The 15197-nt window shown below is 70.1% G+C and carries 16 protein-coding genes; 4 read left to right on the forward strand and 12 right to left on the reverse strand.

The genetic code is table 11. The features are described 5' to 3' along the window. The 3 genes from ACFR9S_RS09180 to ACFR9S_RS09190 form a co-directional block, all read right to left on the reverse strand. A partial coding sequence (locus ACFR9S_RS09180; protein WP_379818475.1) for a thiamine pyrophosphate-binding protein occupies window positions 1–596 on the reverse strand: 596 nt, incomplete at its 3' end. Window positions 597–649: 53 nt separating this feature from the next. Further along, window positions 650–1450, reverse strand: a complete 801-nt coding sequence (locus ACFR9S_RS09185; RefSeq protein ID WP_379732490.1) for an aldo/keto reductase — start codon at window positions 1448–1450, stop codon at window positions 650–652. Window positions 1451–1517: 67 nt separating this feature from the next. Continuing rightward, entirely contained in the window at window positions 1518–1952 is a 435-nt protein-coding gene (locus tag ACFR9S_RS09190; protein WP_379732489.1) for a cytidine/deoxycytidylate deaminase family protein, read from the reverse strand. A 95-nt stretch (window positions 1953–2047) separates the two neighbouring features. Here ACFR9S_RS09190 and ACFR9S_RS09195 point away from each other — a divergent pair, with 95 nt between their 5' ends. After that, window positions 2048–2662: a hypothetical protein gene (locus tag ACFR9S_RS09195; RefSeq protein WP_379818476.1), complete on the forward strand. Its 615-nt coding sequence runs from the start codon at window positions 2048–2050 to the stop codon at window positions 2660–2662. A 454-nt stretch (window positions 2663–3116) separates the two neighbouring features. On the opposite strand, the gene gatA is transcribed toward ACFR9S_RS09195, so the two are convergent. Together gatA and gatC are read right to left on the reverse strand one after the other, a co-directional pair. Then, complete coding sequence (gene gatA / locus ACFR9S_RS09200) at window positions 3117–4415, reverse strand: Asp-tRNA(Asn)/Glu-tRNA(Gln) amidotransferase subunit GatA (protein ID WP_379818477.1); 1299 nt, start codon at window positions 4413–4415, stop codon at window positions 3117–3119. Beyond that, window positions 4415–4702: an Asp-tRNA(Asn)/Glu-tRNA(Gln) amidotransferase subunit GatC gene (gatC, locus tag ACFR9S_RS09205; RefSeq protein ID WP_379732964.1), complete on the reverse strand. Its 288-nt coding sequence runs from the start codon at window positions 4700–4702 to the stop codon at window positions 4415–4417. The genes gatA and gatC overlap by 1 nt, the downstream gene beginning before the upstream one ends. A 94-nt stretch (window positions 4703–4796) precedes the next feature. Here gatC and ACFR9S_RS09210 point away from each other — a divergent pair, with 94 nt between their 5' ends. Further along, entirely contained in the window at window positions 4797–6101 is a 1305-nt protein-coding gene (locus ACFR9S_RS09210) for an MFS transporter (protein WP_379818478.1), read from the forward strand. 40 nt (window positions 6102–6141) lie between these two features. Here ACFR9S_RS09210 and ACFR9S_RS09215 read toward each other — a convergent pair whose 3' ends face one another. After that, window positions 6142–7302: an acyl-CoA dehydrogenase family protein gene (locus ACFR9S_RS09215; protein WP_379731800.1), complete on the reverse strand. Its 1161-nt coding sequence runs from the start codon at window positions 7300–7302 to the stop codon at window positions 6142–6144. A 125-nt stretch (window positions 7303–7427) separates the two neighbouring features. Here ACFR9S_RS09215 and ACFR9S_RS09220 point away from each other — a divergent pair, with 125 nt between their 5' ends. Continuing rightward, complete coding sequence (locus tag ACFR9S_RS09220) at window positions 7428–7745, forward strand: hypothetical protein (protein WP_379731799.1); 318 nt, start codon at window positions 7428–7430, stop codon at window positions 7743–7745. Window positions 7746–7847: 102 nt separating this feature from the next. Here ACFR9S_RS09220 and ACFR9S_RS09225 read toward each other — a convergent pair whose 3' ends face one another. The 3 genes from ACFR9S_RS09225 to ACFR9S_RS09235 all read right to left on the reverse strand — a co-directional run bounded on the left by ACFR9S_RS09225 (window position 7848) and on the right by ACFR9S_RS09235 (window position 11033). Further along, complete coding sequence (locus tag ACFR9S_RS09225; protein WP_379731798.1) at window positions 7848–8837, reverse strand: transcription initiation factor IIB; 990 nt, start codon at window positions 8835–8837, stop codon at window positions 7848–7850. A 292-nt stretch (window positions 8838–9129) separates the two neighbouring features. Next, window positions 9130–10053 (reverse strand): hypothetical protein, encoded by a 924-nt coding sequence (locus ACFR9S_RS09230; protein WP_379731797.1) that lies wholly within the window; start codon window positions 10051–10053, stop codon window positions 9130–9132. A 71-nt stretch (window positions 10054–10124) separates the two neighbouring features. Then, on the reverse strand, window positions 10125–11033 hold the full coding sequence (locus ACFR9S_RS09235) for a DUF7260 family protein (protein WP_379818479.1): 909 nt from the start codon (window positions 11031–11033) through the stop codon (window positions 10125–10127). Window positions 11034–11158: 125 nt separating this feature from the next. Between ACFR9S_RS09235 and ACFR9S_RS09240 the strand changes: the two genes are divergently transcribed. After that, a complete protein-coding gene (locus ACFR9S_RS09240) occupies window positions 11159–11479 on the forward strand; it encodes an EthD family reductase (RefSeq protein WP_379732481.1) in 321 nt (106 codons plus the stop codon). A 185-nt stretch (window positions 11480–11664) separates the two neighbouring features. Here ACFR9S_RS09240 and ACFR9S_RS09245 read toward each other — a convergent pair whose 3' ends face one another. From ACFR9S_RS09245 to ACFR9S_RS09255, 3 genes are read right to left on the reverse strand one after another with little or no spacing between them, the layout of a single operon-like run. Beyond that, on the reverse strand, window positions 11665–12918 hold the full coding sequence (locus ACFR9S_RS09245; protein WP_379818480.1) for a DUF5305 family protein: 1254 nt from the start codon (window positions 12916–12918) through the stop codon (window positions 11665–11667). 53 nt (window positions 12919–12971) lie between these two features. Next, the gene (locus ACFR9S_RS09250; protein ID WP_379732518.1) at window positions 12972–14135 is read right to left on the reverse strand and encodes a signal peptidase I; all 1164 of its coding nucleotides are present in this window, start codon (window positions 14133–14135) and stop codon (window positions 12972–12974) included. 18 nt (window positions 14136–14153) lie between these two features. Continuing rightward, window positions 14154–15002, reverse strand: a complete 849-nt coding sequence (locus ACFR9S_RS09255) for a hypothetical protein (protein ID WP_379818481.1) — start codon at window positions 15000–15002, stop codon at window positions 14154–14156. Between the last annotated feature and the right edge of the window lie 195 nt (window positions 15003–15197).

Consider the following 15197-nt stretch of genomic DNA (forward strand, 5'->3'; position numbering starts at 1 on the left):
GCGTCGGCGCCCTCGAGGATCGAAGCCGCGTCGGCGACCGTCCCCGCGGGCGGCGCCTCGGGCTGGCCGGTGTCGGTCACCGCGACGCCGCCCTTGGGCGCCGCAGCAGGGAGGTAGGACTTCGGGATGCCGAGCCGGACCGGCCCCTTCGGCGCCGTCGTGGCCGTCTCGACTGCACGCTCGACCTCCGCGAGCACGCCGTCGGGGTTCTTGACCACGCGGTTGGCCTTGGTGACGGTGTCGTACGTCTCCGGCGGCGTCTCGTGGATGCCGTCGCGGCCCCGGACCTCGGGGTCGGTCTCCACGGCGATGTGGACCAGCGGCGTGTTGTCGTTGTACGCGTTCTTCAGCCCGTTCATCGCGTTCATGTCGCCCGGACCGGGGACGACGACGGTGGCGGCGGGCCGGCCGGAGGTCTCGGCGTACCCCCACGCCTGCTGGGAGACGGCCGTCTCGTGGCGCGCCATCACGAACTGCACGTCGTCGCGGCCGTCGACGGCCTCGTTCAACGGCAGCGTCTGCTTGCCGGGGATGCCGAACACGGTGTCGATCCCGTGCTCGACGAGTCGGTCGATCACGGCGGCGGCGAGCGTCATGATCGGTGTGCCGGTCCGCGATGTGAAAACTGTATCTCACTCCGGGCGCCGGGCTACTGGTTCCACGCCGCGCCGTCGGGGTCGACCAGCCGTCGCCGTTCCTCGATCCCGTCGATAGTGGCCATATCCTCCTCGGTCAGGTCGAGGCTCGCGGCCTCGAGGTTCGCGCGGATGTGCTCCGGCGTGGCGGACTTCGGGATCGGCACCAGCGCCTCCGTCTCGACGGCCCACGCGATGCAGACCGCCGCGGGGGTGGTGTCGTGGCGGTCGGCGACCGCCTGCAGTTCGGGCGTGTCGAAGATGTCGCCCTGTCCGAGCGGACAGTAGCCGACGAGGGTGTGGCCGTGCTCGGCGGCGTACTCGCGGAGTTCGTCCTGCGGGAGCAGCGGGTGGCACTCGACCTGGTGGGCGGCGATGTCGGCGTCGAGGATCTCGCGGGCCTCGTCGAGCAGTTCGGGCGTGAAGTTCGACACCGCGACGTTGCGGGTCACGCCCTCGTCGTGGAGTTCTTGCAGCGCGCGCAGGCTCTCCTCGGGGTCGTACGCGCCCGTCGGCCAGTGGACGTACAGCAGGTCGAGTTCGTCGACGCCGAGCCGGTCGAGGCTCTCCCGGCCCGTCCGTTTGGCGTCCTCGTAGCCGAGGTTGTCGGGGAGAATCTTGCTTGCGAGCACGACGTCCTCGCGGTCCACCTCGGAGAGGCGGATGCCCGCGCCGACCGCGGGCTCGTTGTCGTACATCTGTGCGGTGTCGACGAAGCGGTAGCCGGCGTCGAGCGCCGTGGCGACCGCGTCGGCGCACTCGTGACCCTTCGTGCCGGAGGTACCGAGGCCGATGTCGGGAAGGTCGAGACTCATGGCTGTGGCGGGGAACTGGGAGCGGCGGCGTAAAGAACTCCGGCTCCCGGCGGATTTCGGGGCCGCGTCACCACGGCCGGACCGGGAGCAGGTCACCGGCCCGGACGGTCCGGATCTCGCCGTCGCGGGGGACGATCACCCGCATCTCGGGGTTGTAGTCCGCGAGCAGTTCCCGACAGACGCCACAGGGCGGGACCGGTCGCTGTTCGTCGGCGTCGTGCTCGGGGAGCGGGTAGGAGACGGCGACGCAGGCCTCGATGTCGGCCCCCGAGTGGCCCGCGGCGATCGCGGCGCTCACAGCGCCCGGTTCGGCGCAGTTCGACGCCCGACCGATGCTGGCGGGCAGACTGACGCCGTCGTAGACGGAGCCGTCGACCGTGCGGACGCTCGCGCTGACAATGTGTGCACCGTCCAAAAATTCCGGATCGTACGTCTCCCGGTTCAGGGCTCTCGCATGGTCGAGGAGGGCGTCGTCGGCGTCGGACAGCGGGGCAGTCTCCATACGTGGCGGGGCGCCGTCGCCGGTAAGTGTTTTCGGGAACGCGTCGATTTCGATCGACAGAGGAGCTAAGTGTAGAACGCTCCAAATACGAGGGTATGGTCCCCTCCAACCGCGAAACGAGTCGGCTGCTCGCCGCGGTCGCCCTGCTCGCCGCAGTGCTCGCGTCGGCCGTCCTCCTGTTCCCGGCGCCGCTTTCAGACGCCTTCTTCGCTGGGATCGTCCTCCTGAATCCACTCTTCGCGGCCGTCGGCGTCGCCGGCGCGTGGACCGAGCGGACCGTGGTCGTGTGGGTCGCGGCGCTCCTCTCGGTTGGCCTCTCGCTGGTCGGGATGCTGTCGATCGGGCTGTTCCTCGTTCCGACCGCGCTCCTGCTGCTCGGGAGCGCGATCGCGGCACAGGCCGCCGGCCCGCAATCGGGCGTTCGCGAGCGGATCGTCGCCGACCCGCCGAGCAGCCGCGAGCGACTGCTGCGAACGCTGGCCGGCGCGGCGTCGATACTCGTCGGCGTCGGACTGGTGAACGTCGGCGCGTTCGGCCAGGAGCTGTTCGGCTCCTGCGCGCGGGAGACGCTCGCCTGCGCGCTCGAGACGACGAACTGGGGCGCGGTGGGTGTGACGGTTCTGGGGTTGGCGGCGGTCGCCGTCGGCGGGTGGCTGGTGTGGAAGCAGGTGTACGTCTCGCGGGTACTCCGGCGGGCTGGGAGTGGGTAGGTGCTCAGGATGGCTTCGATGCGTAGCTTCTCGGGGGAGTAGCGATCACGTAGTTTCTCGGAGGAACAGCGACCGGAACAGCACCTCGATCGTTGGCAACTTGTGACCGCAGTGCGCCGGACACGAGGTCCGGCGCAGCACCGAATCCCCACCCCTCCCCCCGCGGCCGCCGACCGCTGGCGGCCGCGAGGCGTCCACCGCGACCGCACCGCTGTGGCGGTCGGCGCGCGACGTGAGCGCCTCCGTGCGCGAACGAGCGCGCGAGGGACGACTGACCGAGCGAAGCGAGGGAGGGAGTCGGCTGGGGAGGATCGAGGGCTGTGCGGGGCGGTGCGGTCGCAAGTGGTCTACGATCGAGCTGCTGTTGCTGTTCCAGTTGTCAACGACCGAGCTCCCATTGCTGTCTCAGTTACTGCTCGTCGACAACAAAACGAACCAAAAATACGCTACAACCTCACTCCAGCGCGCTCGCGGCCCGAACGATCGTCTCCTCGCCGTACTTCGGTCCGACCAGCTGCAGCCCGACCGGCAGGCCGTCAGCCTCCCCCGCAGGCACGGAGATTGCGGGCAGGTCCGCGAGGTTCACCGGCACCGTGTTCGCGTCCGCGAGGTACATCGTCCGCGGGTCCTCAAGCCCCTCGCCGAGTTCGAACGGCGGCACGGGCATCGTCGGCGACGCGAGCACGTCCGCCTCCTGCAGCGACTCGTCGAAGTCCTGCTTGATCCACTCGCGGGCGTCCTGTGCCTTGGCGTAGTACTTGTCGTGGTAGCCGGCCGAGAGCGCGAACGTGCCGAGCAGGATCCGCCGCTTGACCTCGGGACCGAACCCCTCCTCCCGAGCAGTCGCGAACGCCTCGTTCCAGTTGCCCGCCTCCGAGAGGTCGTCGGCGTCGCCGGCCTCCACGGCGTTCAGCCCGTAGCGCGTGCCGTCGAAGCGCGCGAGGTTCGAGGAGGCCTCGGACATCGCGATCACGTAGTACGCCGCGACCGCCTTCTCGACGGAGGGCATCGACACCTCGACCGTCTCGGCACCCTGCGCCTCGAGCTCGTCGATCGCGTCCCGGAACGTCTCGACGACGCCCTCGTCGGCGCCCTCGACCAGTTCGTTCGGGATACCGATCGTCATCCCCTCGACGTCGCCGTCCGCGGCCGCGGCGTAGTTCGAGCCGTCGCCCTCGTCGACGGTCGTCGCGTCCCGGTCGTCCGAGCCGGCGATCACGTCCAGCAGTTCCGCCGCCTCCTCGACGGTCGGTGCGATCGGGCCGATCTGTTCGAGGGAGTTCGCGTAGGCCACGAGCCCGTAGCGGCTCACGAGGCCGTAGGTGGGCTTGATCCCGACGACGCCGCAGAACGCGGCGGGCGCGCGGACCGAACCGCCCGTGTCGCTCCCAAGCGCGAGGTCGGCCTCGCCCGCGGCGACGGCCGCCGCCGAGCCGCCGGAGGAGCCACCCGGCACGCGGTCGGTGTCCACGGGGTTCAGCGTGGGGCCGAAGTGGGAGGTCTCCGTCGTCGTCCCCATCCCGAACTCGTCCATGTTCGCTTTGCCGTTGATCGTCGCGCCCGCCTCTTTCAGGCGCTCGACGACCGTGGCGTCGTACGGCGGGACGTACCCCTCGAGCATCTTCGACCCGCAGGTGGTCTCGACGCCCTGGGTGGAGATGTTGTCCTTCACCGCGACGGTCTTGCCCGCGAGCGGGCCGTCGTCGGCGCCTTCGATGCGCTCCTCGGTGATGTAGGCGTTCAGCTCGGCCATTACGACACCCGCGGCCCCTTGAAGTAGCCGTCCTCCGTCTCGCTGGCGTTGCTGAGCGCTGCCTCCTGACTGAGGCCCTCCTCGACCTCGTCGGCCCGCATCACGTTCACGAGGTCCGGCTCGCTCTCGACTTCGGGCACCTCGTCCAAGGTTTCGAAGTCCGCGAGCACGTCCTCGAACTGCTCGGCGAACTGCTCGACCTCCTCGTCGGTCAGGTCCACCCGCGCGAGGTCCGCCACCTTCCGGACCTCCTCGCCGGTGACCGCCGGCTCGTCTCCGTCGCTCATACCTCTCGGTCGCCGCGGACCGGGAGTAAGGGTTTCGGTGAGCCCCGAGCCCGCTCCCAGAACGTCTTTCCCGGAACCGTTCGACAGCGGTGGTGTGAACCTCCCGTTCGCGACCGACACCCCGACGGACGACCGCTGGCTCCGGGCGTGGGCCGTCGGCTACGCGGCCGTCGGCGGCGCGTCGGTGCTGCTCCCGCTGTACGCGCTGAGCCTCGACGGCGGCGCGTTCCTCGTCGGACTGATGGCATCGACCGCGGCGTTCGCGGGCGTCCCCGGCGCGATCCTGTGGGGTCGGATCGCCGGGAAGGCCGGCCGTCGACGCCCGTTCGTGCTGTTCGCGCTGATCGCGACGGCGGCGGTGCTGCTGGTGTCGCCGCGACTCAGAAGTCCGATCGCGCTGGTCGCCGCCAACGCCGCGCTCTGGTTCGCCGTTACCGCCGCGTCGCCGGTGCTCAACCTCATCGTCGTCGAGGGGGTGGAGCAGTCGGCGTGGGACGGCCGCATCGCCCGCCTGAACGCGCTGCAGGGCTGGGGCTGGCTGGCGGGGCTGGTCGTCGGCACCGTCTGGACCGCCGCCGCGCCGCGGCTTGGCTACACGGCTGTCTCCGCCCAGCGCACGCTCCTGACGGGGCTGGGGCTGCTCGCGGTCGCCGCGACGCTGCTGTTCGTCCACTTCTACCCGGACGCCACCCACGTCTCCGAGAAGCGGTTCCTGCGCCGCTACCGCTCGCTGTCGCGGGAGAGCTGGCGGGGCGACCGGTTCCTCCGCGGCATCCCGTACGGCCCGAGCCGGATGTACTGGGCGCTGCGCTCGCTGCGGTCGGGGCGGCTCTCCGAGCGCTTCGGTCGACCGCTGCTCGGCTACTTCGCGGGGACGGCGCTGTTCTCAGCGGGCTTTGCGGTGTTCTGGGGACCGATGCCCGCCCACCTCACCGACATCGGGTTCGGCGACGGCGTCGTGTTCCTCTGTTTCCTCGCGAACACGCTCGGTTCGACGGTGTGTTACGACCCCGTGGGCCGGCTGATGGAGCGCTACGCGGCGATGCGCCTGCAGGCGGGCGCGCTGATCGCCCGTGCGGTGCTGTTCGTGGGCACGGCGTTCCTCGCCGTCGAACTGCTGGTCGGGAGCGCGCTCGCGGCGATCGGCGTGACGTGGGCGGTGGTCGCGGTCACGACGACCGGAATCGTCGCGCGGCTGGCCTCCGAACGCGTCCGCGGCGAGGCGCTGGGGCTGGTCGTCGCGATCACCGGGATCGGCGGCGGCGTCGGAAACGCCGTCGGCGGCGCCGTCGCCGCGCCGACGAACCCCCTCACGACGTTCGGGCTGGCGGCGGTGACCGTCCTCGTCGGTGGCGCAGTCGCCGCCGCTGCGGTCGTTCCGGCGCGAAACGCCGCCTGAGGGCGGGTCGAGGTGAAACGGCAGGAAGAGAACCGAGCGTTCAGAGGCCGATCTCGCGGCCGATCACGAGGTGCTGGATCTCGCTTGTCCCCTCGCCGATCTCCATCAGCTTCGCGTCGCGGTAGAACCGCTGGGGCGCGAAGTCCTCCGTGTAGCCGTAGCCGCCGAGGGTCTGGACCGACTCCTCGGCGACCTCGCGGGCGGCCTCGCTGGCGTCGAGTTTCGCGAGCGCGGACTCCCGGCTGACGGACTCCCCCTGATCGTACGCCCACGCAGCCTTGTGGGTCAGCAGCCGGGCGCGCTCGATCTTCCGGTGCATGTCCACGACCTTGTCCCGGATCGCGTCGAACTTCGAGATGGGCTGGCCGAACTGCTCGCGCTCGGTGGAGTAGTCGCGTGCGGCCTCGTAGGCGCCCTGTGCGAGCCCCGTCGAGAGCGCCGCGATGGAGATGCGGCCGCCGTCGAGGGTCTTCTTCGTCTGCTCCCAGCCCTCGCCCTCCTCCCCGAGCAGGCGGTCCTCCGGGATGCGCACGTCGTCGAGCTGGATCTCACAGGTGGGCGAGCAGTTCAGCCCCATCTTGTCCCAGACGGTCGTGACCTCGAACCCGTCGTCGTTCTCGGGGTCGACGATGAACGTCGAGATGCCGTCGTAGCCCGCGTCGGGGTCGGTGACCGCCTTCACGAGCACGCTGTTCGCCACGTTGGCGTTGGTGATGAACTGCTTCGTCCCGTTGAGCACGTACTCGTCGCCGTCCTTCTCGGCCATCGTGTCCATGTCCGAGGCGTCGGAGCCGCTGCCGGGTTCGGTGAGCGCCCACGCGCCCATCCCCTCGCCGCTCGCGAGCGGTTCGAGCCACTCCTCCTTCTGGGCCTCGCTGCCGAACATCTCGATCGGCTTCGAGCCGAGCGAGACGTGGGCGGCGTAGGAGAGGCCGATCCCGCCGGAGACGCGGCCCAGTTCCTCTGTCACGAGGGAGTACATCAGTTGGTCACCGCCGAGGCCGCCGTACTCCATCGAGACGGGGACGCCCATCATGTCCAGTTCGCCCAACTGCTCGAAGATCTCCTCGGGGAAGCGGTGCTCGTTCTCGATCTCCTGTGCGATGGGTTCGATCTCCTCCTCGCAGAACTCCCGGACCGTGTCGCGGATCATCCGGTGCTCCTCGCTGTCGACGACGTCCAGCAGACCCTGCTCGCTCATGCACGGGCGTACGGACGAAGCAGGCAAAAACCCCGCCGGTCCGTCGCCGCCGGTGGTACCGCGGCCGCCGGAGCGCTACCACGGTGACGTGTACGTTTAACTGCCGAGCGACCGTTCGACCCCGCGTGCCCTCCGATCGCTCACGCGACACCGAGCCGGACAGCCGGACGGCCGTCGACGTGTCCGATCTCGATCAGGAAGCGCTGTATCGAACCGTGCGGCAAGCCGTTCAGGACGCCATCCTCGACGCCGTCGGGACGATCGCGCTGGTCGCCGTCGGCGGGGCGCTGGCGTTCGCCGGTGCCAGCCTCTTCGTCCGGACTGCTACCGAGAGCGGGCTCTCGATCGGGTTCCTCACTGCCGGGATCTGGCTGCTCGCGATCGGCCTCTACGTCGTCGGCTCCTCCCTCGGCGCCGTCCAGCCGGTCCGCGACTGGCTCTGAGAGCTCGAAGGTCGTCAGCGTCGCTACTCGAACGCGGTACAGAAACGGTCGGAGAATCGAAAACGAGCCGTCAGTCGTCGGTGAAGGAGCTCCCCACCCGTCTCAGGGCATGTGGATGCTCTCCTCGGCCTCCAGCAGCTCGTGGTAGCGGTTGCGGATCGTGACTTCGCTGATGTTCGCGACCTCGCTGACCTCGGACTGGGTCACCTTCTCGTTGGTGAGCAGCGAGGCGGCGTAGACGGCGGCGGCCGCGAGGCCGACCGGCGACTTGCCCGAGTGGACCTCCTGCTCCTTCGCGGTCTGGAGCAGTTGGCGCGCGCGGCGCTCGGCCTCGTCGGAGAGGCCGAGGTCGCTGGCGAACCGGGGGACGTACTGCTCGGGGTCGGCAGGCTGGATCTCCAGCTTCAGTTCGCGGACGACGTAGCGGTAGGTGCGGGCGATCTCGTCCTTCTCGACGCGGGAGACGGCGGAGATTTCGTCGAGGCTGCGCGGGGTGCCGGCCTTCCGGGCGGCGGCGTAGAGACTGGCCGTGGAGACGCCCTCGATCGAGCGCCCCGGCAGGAGGTCCTCCGAGAGCGCACGCCGATAGATGACGGAGGCGGTCTCGCGGACGTTCTCCGGGAGGCCGAGCGCGGAGGCCATCCGGTCGATCTCGCCGAGCGCCTGCTTGAGGTTCCGTTCCTTGGAGTCCCGTGTCCGGAACCGCTCGTTCCAGGTCCGGAGCCGCTGCATCTTCTGTCGCTGGCTGGCCGACAGCTGGTTGCCGTAGGCGTCCTTGTCCTGCCAGCCGATGTTGGTCGACAGCCCCTTGTCGTGCATCATGTTCGTCGTCGGGGCGCCGACGCGGGACTTCTCGTCCTTCTCGCGGGAGTCGAACGCGCGCCACTCGGGACCGTGGTCGATGCTGTCCTCGTCGACGACGAGGCCGCAGTCCTGACAGACGGTCTCGCCGTGTTCGGTGTCGGTGGCGAGGCTGCCGCCACATTCGGGACACTGGAGCTCGTCGACGGACTCCTCCTCTTCCTCGGTCTGTTCCTCGTTCTGTGCGGCCTCGGCACGCTCACTGGTGTACGCTTGTACTTTGTCGCTCATTGGGTGTGGGGTGGGGAGAGACAGATGCGTCTGGACTGCAGTCGTCTCACTTTCGGGTACCGTACGGTGTTACTTAAATCTGCCGTCTGATTTCTCGCCCGAATGGACGGAGAGGAATCAGGAAGAACCGCTGAGACAGCCGAATTACTCCGAATCCTTCCGACCGGGTAGAGCGCCGGACGTGGCCGACGAGGCCTACTTGAGGGTTTCGTCGCGCTGGACACGGGGGTTTATTGAGCGTTTCGCCGGCGGGAACCCCCGATCGGCGCGGCAGCCACGCCCCCGTGACGGCTCAGTCCGTCCGGTTCACGTAGAAGCTTGCTCGGTACAGGCTCTGCCCGTCCCAGAGGATCCGTCCCGTCTCCGACTCGTCGGCCGAGAACCCGAGCCGACGGAGCAGCGTCTCGAACGCATCGGACGGTTCGCCGGTTTCCCGGTACGCCTCTCGTTGGATCGCGCGGTCCAGCAGCGTCCGGGCGTCCTCGGAGAGGTCGATGGCACCGAGGTCGGTGTCGACTGCCGACCCCAGCACGACCTCCCGGAACGCCTCGCGGTCGTCGGCGACCACGGTCGCGAACGTGGTGTGTTCGGTCAGCGTGACCCGCCCGCGCTCGACGTGGACCCGGTAGGCGAGCTCGCCGTCGGCCGCCATCCTGACGGCTCGGCCGTCCAGTTCGTCGACGAGTCGGCTCTCGCGTTCGGCCGGCCGAGCCATCACGTAGGCGTCGCCACGGAGCAGCGACGCCGACGAGGACGCGCCGTCGCTCACGGCGTAGGTGTGGAGGATCTTCACCGGTCGCGCGCTGGGCTGTTCGAGGCTGTCGAGCAGCACCGCGTCGTCGGGGGCGCCGTCGAGGGTGTCGACCCGGACTAACGGGCGCTCACGCACCGCACGGCCGCTGACGAACTGGTCGATCCGGTAGTACTGGCCGTCGTGTTCGACGTAGGCGCCCTCACTGATTGGCGTGTAGCCGCGGGTCACGTGCCGCCCCGTCGGGACGACCGCGTCGATTGCGGCCCGCGCCGGGTCGCCGAACAGTTCGTTCTCGGGGGGTTCGTACAGCGCCCAGGGGACGGGCTCGGTCGCGATCCGATACACCTGTAGCGTGTACTCCGTTCGAGAGGAGTCGTTGCCGAGCACGTCGCCCGAACAGCCGGCCAGCGCGGCCGCGACGGCAGTACCGGCGAACTGGAGGGACCGTCTGCGAGAGACCATACCCACCGTGGCCGCTCGGAGGACTTGGAACTACTGACGCGAGCCAGCCGGCAGAAAACGAACGGTGGCGGTCAGGCCTGTGCGGTCAGCGCGGTCGTGATACGGCTCTCCACGTCGTCCATCCGCGCCAGCACGCGCGTGCCGTCGGCGAGTACGGGGTAGGTGGCGTCGAGGTCGCGGTAGAGGTAGCGGTACACCGACTCGCTGTCCTCTCGCTGCCAGCCGAACGTCACCCCCTCCTGAATCTGCTCCTGGCGGCGGGCGAGCGTCGCCTCCAGCGACTCCCGCGTCTCGTCGAGGCACTCGAAGCGCGCCTGCAGGTCGTCGAACGACTCCCGCCGGAGTCGGTCCCCGTCCAGCTCCGCACACCGGGCCGCGGCGTCGTCGAGCGCGTCGCCCGCCCGTTCGAGCCGGCGGCGCTCGTCGTCGAGCGTGTCGAGGTAGCGATCCCGGCGAGCGCAACTCTCCTCCGCGCTCGCGATCACCGCACGCTTGACCTGCGGGGAGAGCGCGTCGTTCGCGACGACCGCGCCGGCGACGCCGTCGCCGAACTCGTTCGCGAGGTTGACCGGTAGCGACTCCCCGTAGTCGCGCTCGAAGTGCTCCACGTCCATCATCGTCTCGCGGTACGCCTCCCGCACCTGCGCCATCCCGCCGGACTGACCGTTGGCGGCGCCGACGACGCCGACCCCGCCGCCCTCAACCGTCGGCGCCGGGCCGGCCGCCGAAAGCTCCCGCACCCGGGAGACGAACGACGACAGCGCGTCCTGCTCGGCGGTGATTGCCTCGTACTCCCGCCGGATCGCCTCCGTCGCCGCCCGGACGTTCGCCCGCGGGGCGAACAACAGCCCCGTCGAAAGCCCCGCCCACAGCACCAGCGCGATCAGCGAGCCCGCGACCGCCTCGGCACAGCCGAACGCGCCGCTACAGGCCGCGACTTCCTGCTCGATGTCGGGGGAGAAACCGTACGAAGCGGGCATTTGAGTGTGTGAACAACTGACTCGGAGCCACTTCAATTGCCCGGCCATTCCCACGATCGGCAAACGGCGGCGGGATCGGTCCGCGGACCGACAGATCGAAGGTCGCACCGCCGACAGTCCGGCACATGGTCAAGATGGTCGTCCTGCTGGTCCGGAAGGAGTCGCTCGACTACGAGGAGTTCCTGACCCACTGGAAAGAGGAGCACGTCCCGCTGGTCGAAGATCTCCCGGGGGTCGAGCGCTACGTCACCTCCCACCCGACGGAGCCGGAGAAGAGCGCCTACGACGGCGTCGCGGAGGTGTACTTCGAGGACATGGAGCAGCTCGGCGCCGCGTTCGACTCCGAGGCGGGCGAGGCGCTGCTGGCCGACGCCGAGGCGTTCTCCGATCAGGACGCCGGGGAGGTGCTGTACATGGAGGAGGAGACGCGGTTCGTCGCGGAGTGAGAAACCGATCATGGCGCGCGACCTGTCGCGCGCTCCGTCGCGCGACTGCGGAGCCAATGCCGTGATCGTGTAGATAACCCCCGGCGCGCGACCTGCCGCGCGCTCCGTCGTGCGGCCGCTGAGCCGATGCCGTGATCGGGTAAACTATTCTCGACGAACAACGACGGCTCGGGAGACGCCTCCTCCTACTCCTCTGTCGGCTCCGACTCACCCTCGCCCGGCGGAGACGCAACCTCGTCATCCTCGTCGGAGTCGGCCGCCGCCCCGTCGCCGTCCTCGCCATCGTCGCTTCCGTCGTCGACGAGCGTCAGCCCGTCGCCCAAGAGCGATCCGAGTCCGTCGCCCCCGCCACTCGAGTCGTCACTCCCTCGTGGTTCGCGCCGCGCGAGCGCCGGCGGCTCGTACACCACGACCAGCTCCTCGGCGACCGCGTAGAACAGCCCCGTGTCCGGCTCCTCGATCACGCCGGTGTCCGCGTCGATGGCGAAGTCGACCACGTCGCCGAGCGACTCGGCCTCGGCGCGGGGCCGGTCGTCGAACGCCGTCGAGAGCCGCGCCCGGACGACCCACTCGTCGAACTCCGCACGCTCGGCCCGGAACGCGAGCAGGTCGCGCTCGGCCTCGGAGAGGGTGAACGCGTCCTCGCGCCACCCACCGACGAGTCCCCCGACGCCGACCACGCCGAGGAGCAGCAGGAGCGGCCCGCCGACCGACCAGAACGGGCCGTACTCGCGGGTCGTCCGGACCGTCCGCGTCGTGGTCGCCGGCTCGCTCCCTGCCTCCGCGGGGCCGACGACGTACGTCTCGTCGTTGACGGTGATCGGGAGCCGGTGGGTGAACGAGCGGTTGGCCGGCTGGCCGTTCAGGCTCCCGGCGACCGTGGCCTCGACCGCGACGAACGTGGATATCTCCCCCTCCGTGTCGCCGAGGCTTTCCTGAATCGTCGCCCGCCTCTCGGCGACCTCGGTCGCGTTCACCGAGAAACTGAGTTCGACCGTCTCCCCCGGAGCGACCGACTCGGTACGGGTCCCGCCGAGCGGGGTCCGATCCGACCAGAGCACCGTCCCGTCCGTGCTCGACTGGATCACGAGAGCGGCGTCGATCTCGACCGTCGCCGGCTCGGTGCCCCCGGCGTACCGCAGGCTGTACTGCCCGTCGAGCACCGGCGACGGCCCGACGTAGTACGTCGAGCGGTCCGAGAGCGTCGATCCGACCGGGAACACGGGGTTCTCGCGGGTCACGTCGGCGCTGTGTCGGAATCCCCCGTCGGCCCGCCAGTGGGTCCGTTCGACCTGCTCGGCCTCGGTCCCCGGGGCGACGTGGGCGGTGTACGCCGCGGCGCCCCCTACCACCGTGACCGCGACGAGTACGGCAGCCAACACGGCGAACCACGACCCCACGATCGCACGGAGCCGAAGCCCGCTCGTCCCCTCTGTCATGCCCGTTCCTGTGCGGTGGTCTCACATAGAACTATTGGTCATCCGAAACGAAATCACCGCGTGAGATAGCGGAGCAGTCGGCGCCACCCGGCGCGGCTGTGGCGGGAGTCCCGCTCCCTGACCCGCACCCGCCGGCCCCCGAGCACGACCAGCCCCAATAGCGCGACGAAACCGGCGAGGCCGGCGTCGATGACGACGATCGGGAGCCACGGGTGGACGCCGTACAGCGTGTCGATCACCGGGCCGGGGAGCACCGCGAGGTACCGGCGCTCGGTCACGAACCGCCGGTAGTACCCCGTCTCGTCGGGCGCCGAGAGCGTCATCTCGACGGTGGCCCGCTCGCGGCCGGCAACCCGGACGCGGTCCGGCGAGACGGTGACCCCTTCGCTACCCGGTTCAAGGTAGGTCACGATCGGAAGCAGGCCGCCGTTCGGGACGGTGTAGGGGACCGTCGCCGACTCCCCCTGTCGTATCACGGTCGGGTTCTCGGAGGCGAACTCCGCGCTCACGACGCCGAACTGCTGAGTGCCGGCCGGGACGACCATCGCCGCCGTCGCCGACGCCACCAGCACCCCGGCGAGCACGACGACGACCAGCGCCGGGGAGATCCCTTGGTCGCGATCCCGATCCCGGCTCCGGTCCCGAGCCTCCCCACCGCCGGCGACGAGGTCGTAGAGGTACAGCAGCGCCGACAGCCCCAGCAGGGCGTACGCGAGCCCCTGCGTGCCGAGCAGCGCTCGCGAGCCGGTGAGGACGGCGAGCCGCTGCTGGACCGCGCCGAAGGAGCTCTGCAGCCCGGTGACCACCGTCCCGAGGTTCGGGATCACGACCACGCTCCCGCCGATCTGGAGCGCCTCGGCGACGATCTGGCCCTCCTTCACCGGTGGCTCGTCGCCGTCCTGATCGGTGAAGGGGTTGGCGTCGCCCTGCGTAATGTACCCCCGCTCGGTCTCCCCGACGACGCGGTGGGTCGTCAGCCCGCCGCCCTGCAGCTCCTCGGCGCGGAACACGATCACGTCGCCCTCCTCCACGTCGCCCGCGACGGCGTCGGGGACCGCGACGAACCCGTCGCCCGGTTCGAGCGTCGGCTCCATGCTCCCCGTCTCGACGTAGCCGAGCAGCACGGGCGTCCCGAGCACCTGCCCGAGCAGCAGCGACGCGACGACCAGCGCCACGGCCAGTTCGGCGCCGACCGTCAGGAACCGTCTGGGGGACACGGTACGCGAGGAGTGGTGTCAGTCTGACAAAAAGCCTCGGTCGGCGCCGAGGACGCCGAGCACGAGCGCGATGTACGGGACGATAAAGCCCAGACAGAACCCGAGCAGGTGGACGTAGACGTTCACGATCCCGCTGCCGGTCGCGAGGCTGCCGAAGCCGACGAACTGGTAGCCGAACAGCGTGACCGTGCCGAGGATCCCGGCATCGAGCCAGCCGGCCCGGTCGAGGCGGCGACGACCGGTCCCCGGCCTCTCGGGCCACGATCGCCGCGCCGAGACCACGTAGCCGGCGGCGACGAACACGCTCGCGGCGCCGATCCCGGTGACGGTCCCCGCCCGCGGGACGATCAGCGCGATCAGCGCCACGACCGCGAAGAACAGCCCCGGCGCGTACCGGACGCTGATCCGGTCGTCCAGCCGGCCCCCGTACGCGACGAGCACGAGCGCGAGCAGGCCGACGAACGCCATGTTCAGCCCCGAGAGCCCGTAGCCGACGGCGTTGCGAGGGAGTGCGAGGTTCAGCCACGACAGCGCCGGGGGAAAGGCCAGCAGGTACGTCGAGGCGGCGACGCCGAACAGCCGCCGGTAGCCCGACAGCGCCGCGAGCGCGTAGCCGATCCCCGCGACCAGCGGGTAGCCGAGCGCGTTCGCCGCGAGGTGGGCGGCGTCGAAGTGGACGAACTGCGCGGTGTAGGCCGTCAGGAGCGACGGGTCGCGGTACGCGAACGCGAGCGACTCCCGGCGCGCGACCGGTAGCGTGAAGGCGGCGACGGCGATCGCCGGCACGAGCGCGAGCGCCAGACAGTCCCGGAGCCGGACGGCGTCACGTAGTGCCGCGAGAAACGAGTCGTCGTCCGGTCTGCCCATGTGTCAGTGATCGATATTGAACGGCAAAAGGCTGTCTCCCAAGGGTTCAGGGCTGGGGCGTCCGCCGGGCCAGCGCCAGCGTGACGGCAACGATGGTCAGCAGCCCTACCAGCCCCACGAGCGCCCGAAGCCCGAAGCCGCTGGCCTCGCCGATGGGGGACTGTGTGCGCTCTGCCGTCGACGCCGGCGAGGCCG

This window comes from Halolamina salina (assembly GCF_042678005.1).
GTDB lineage: Archaea > Halobacteriota > Halobacteria > Halobacteriales > Haloferacaceae > Halolamina > Halolamina salina.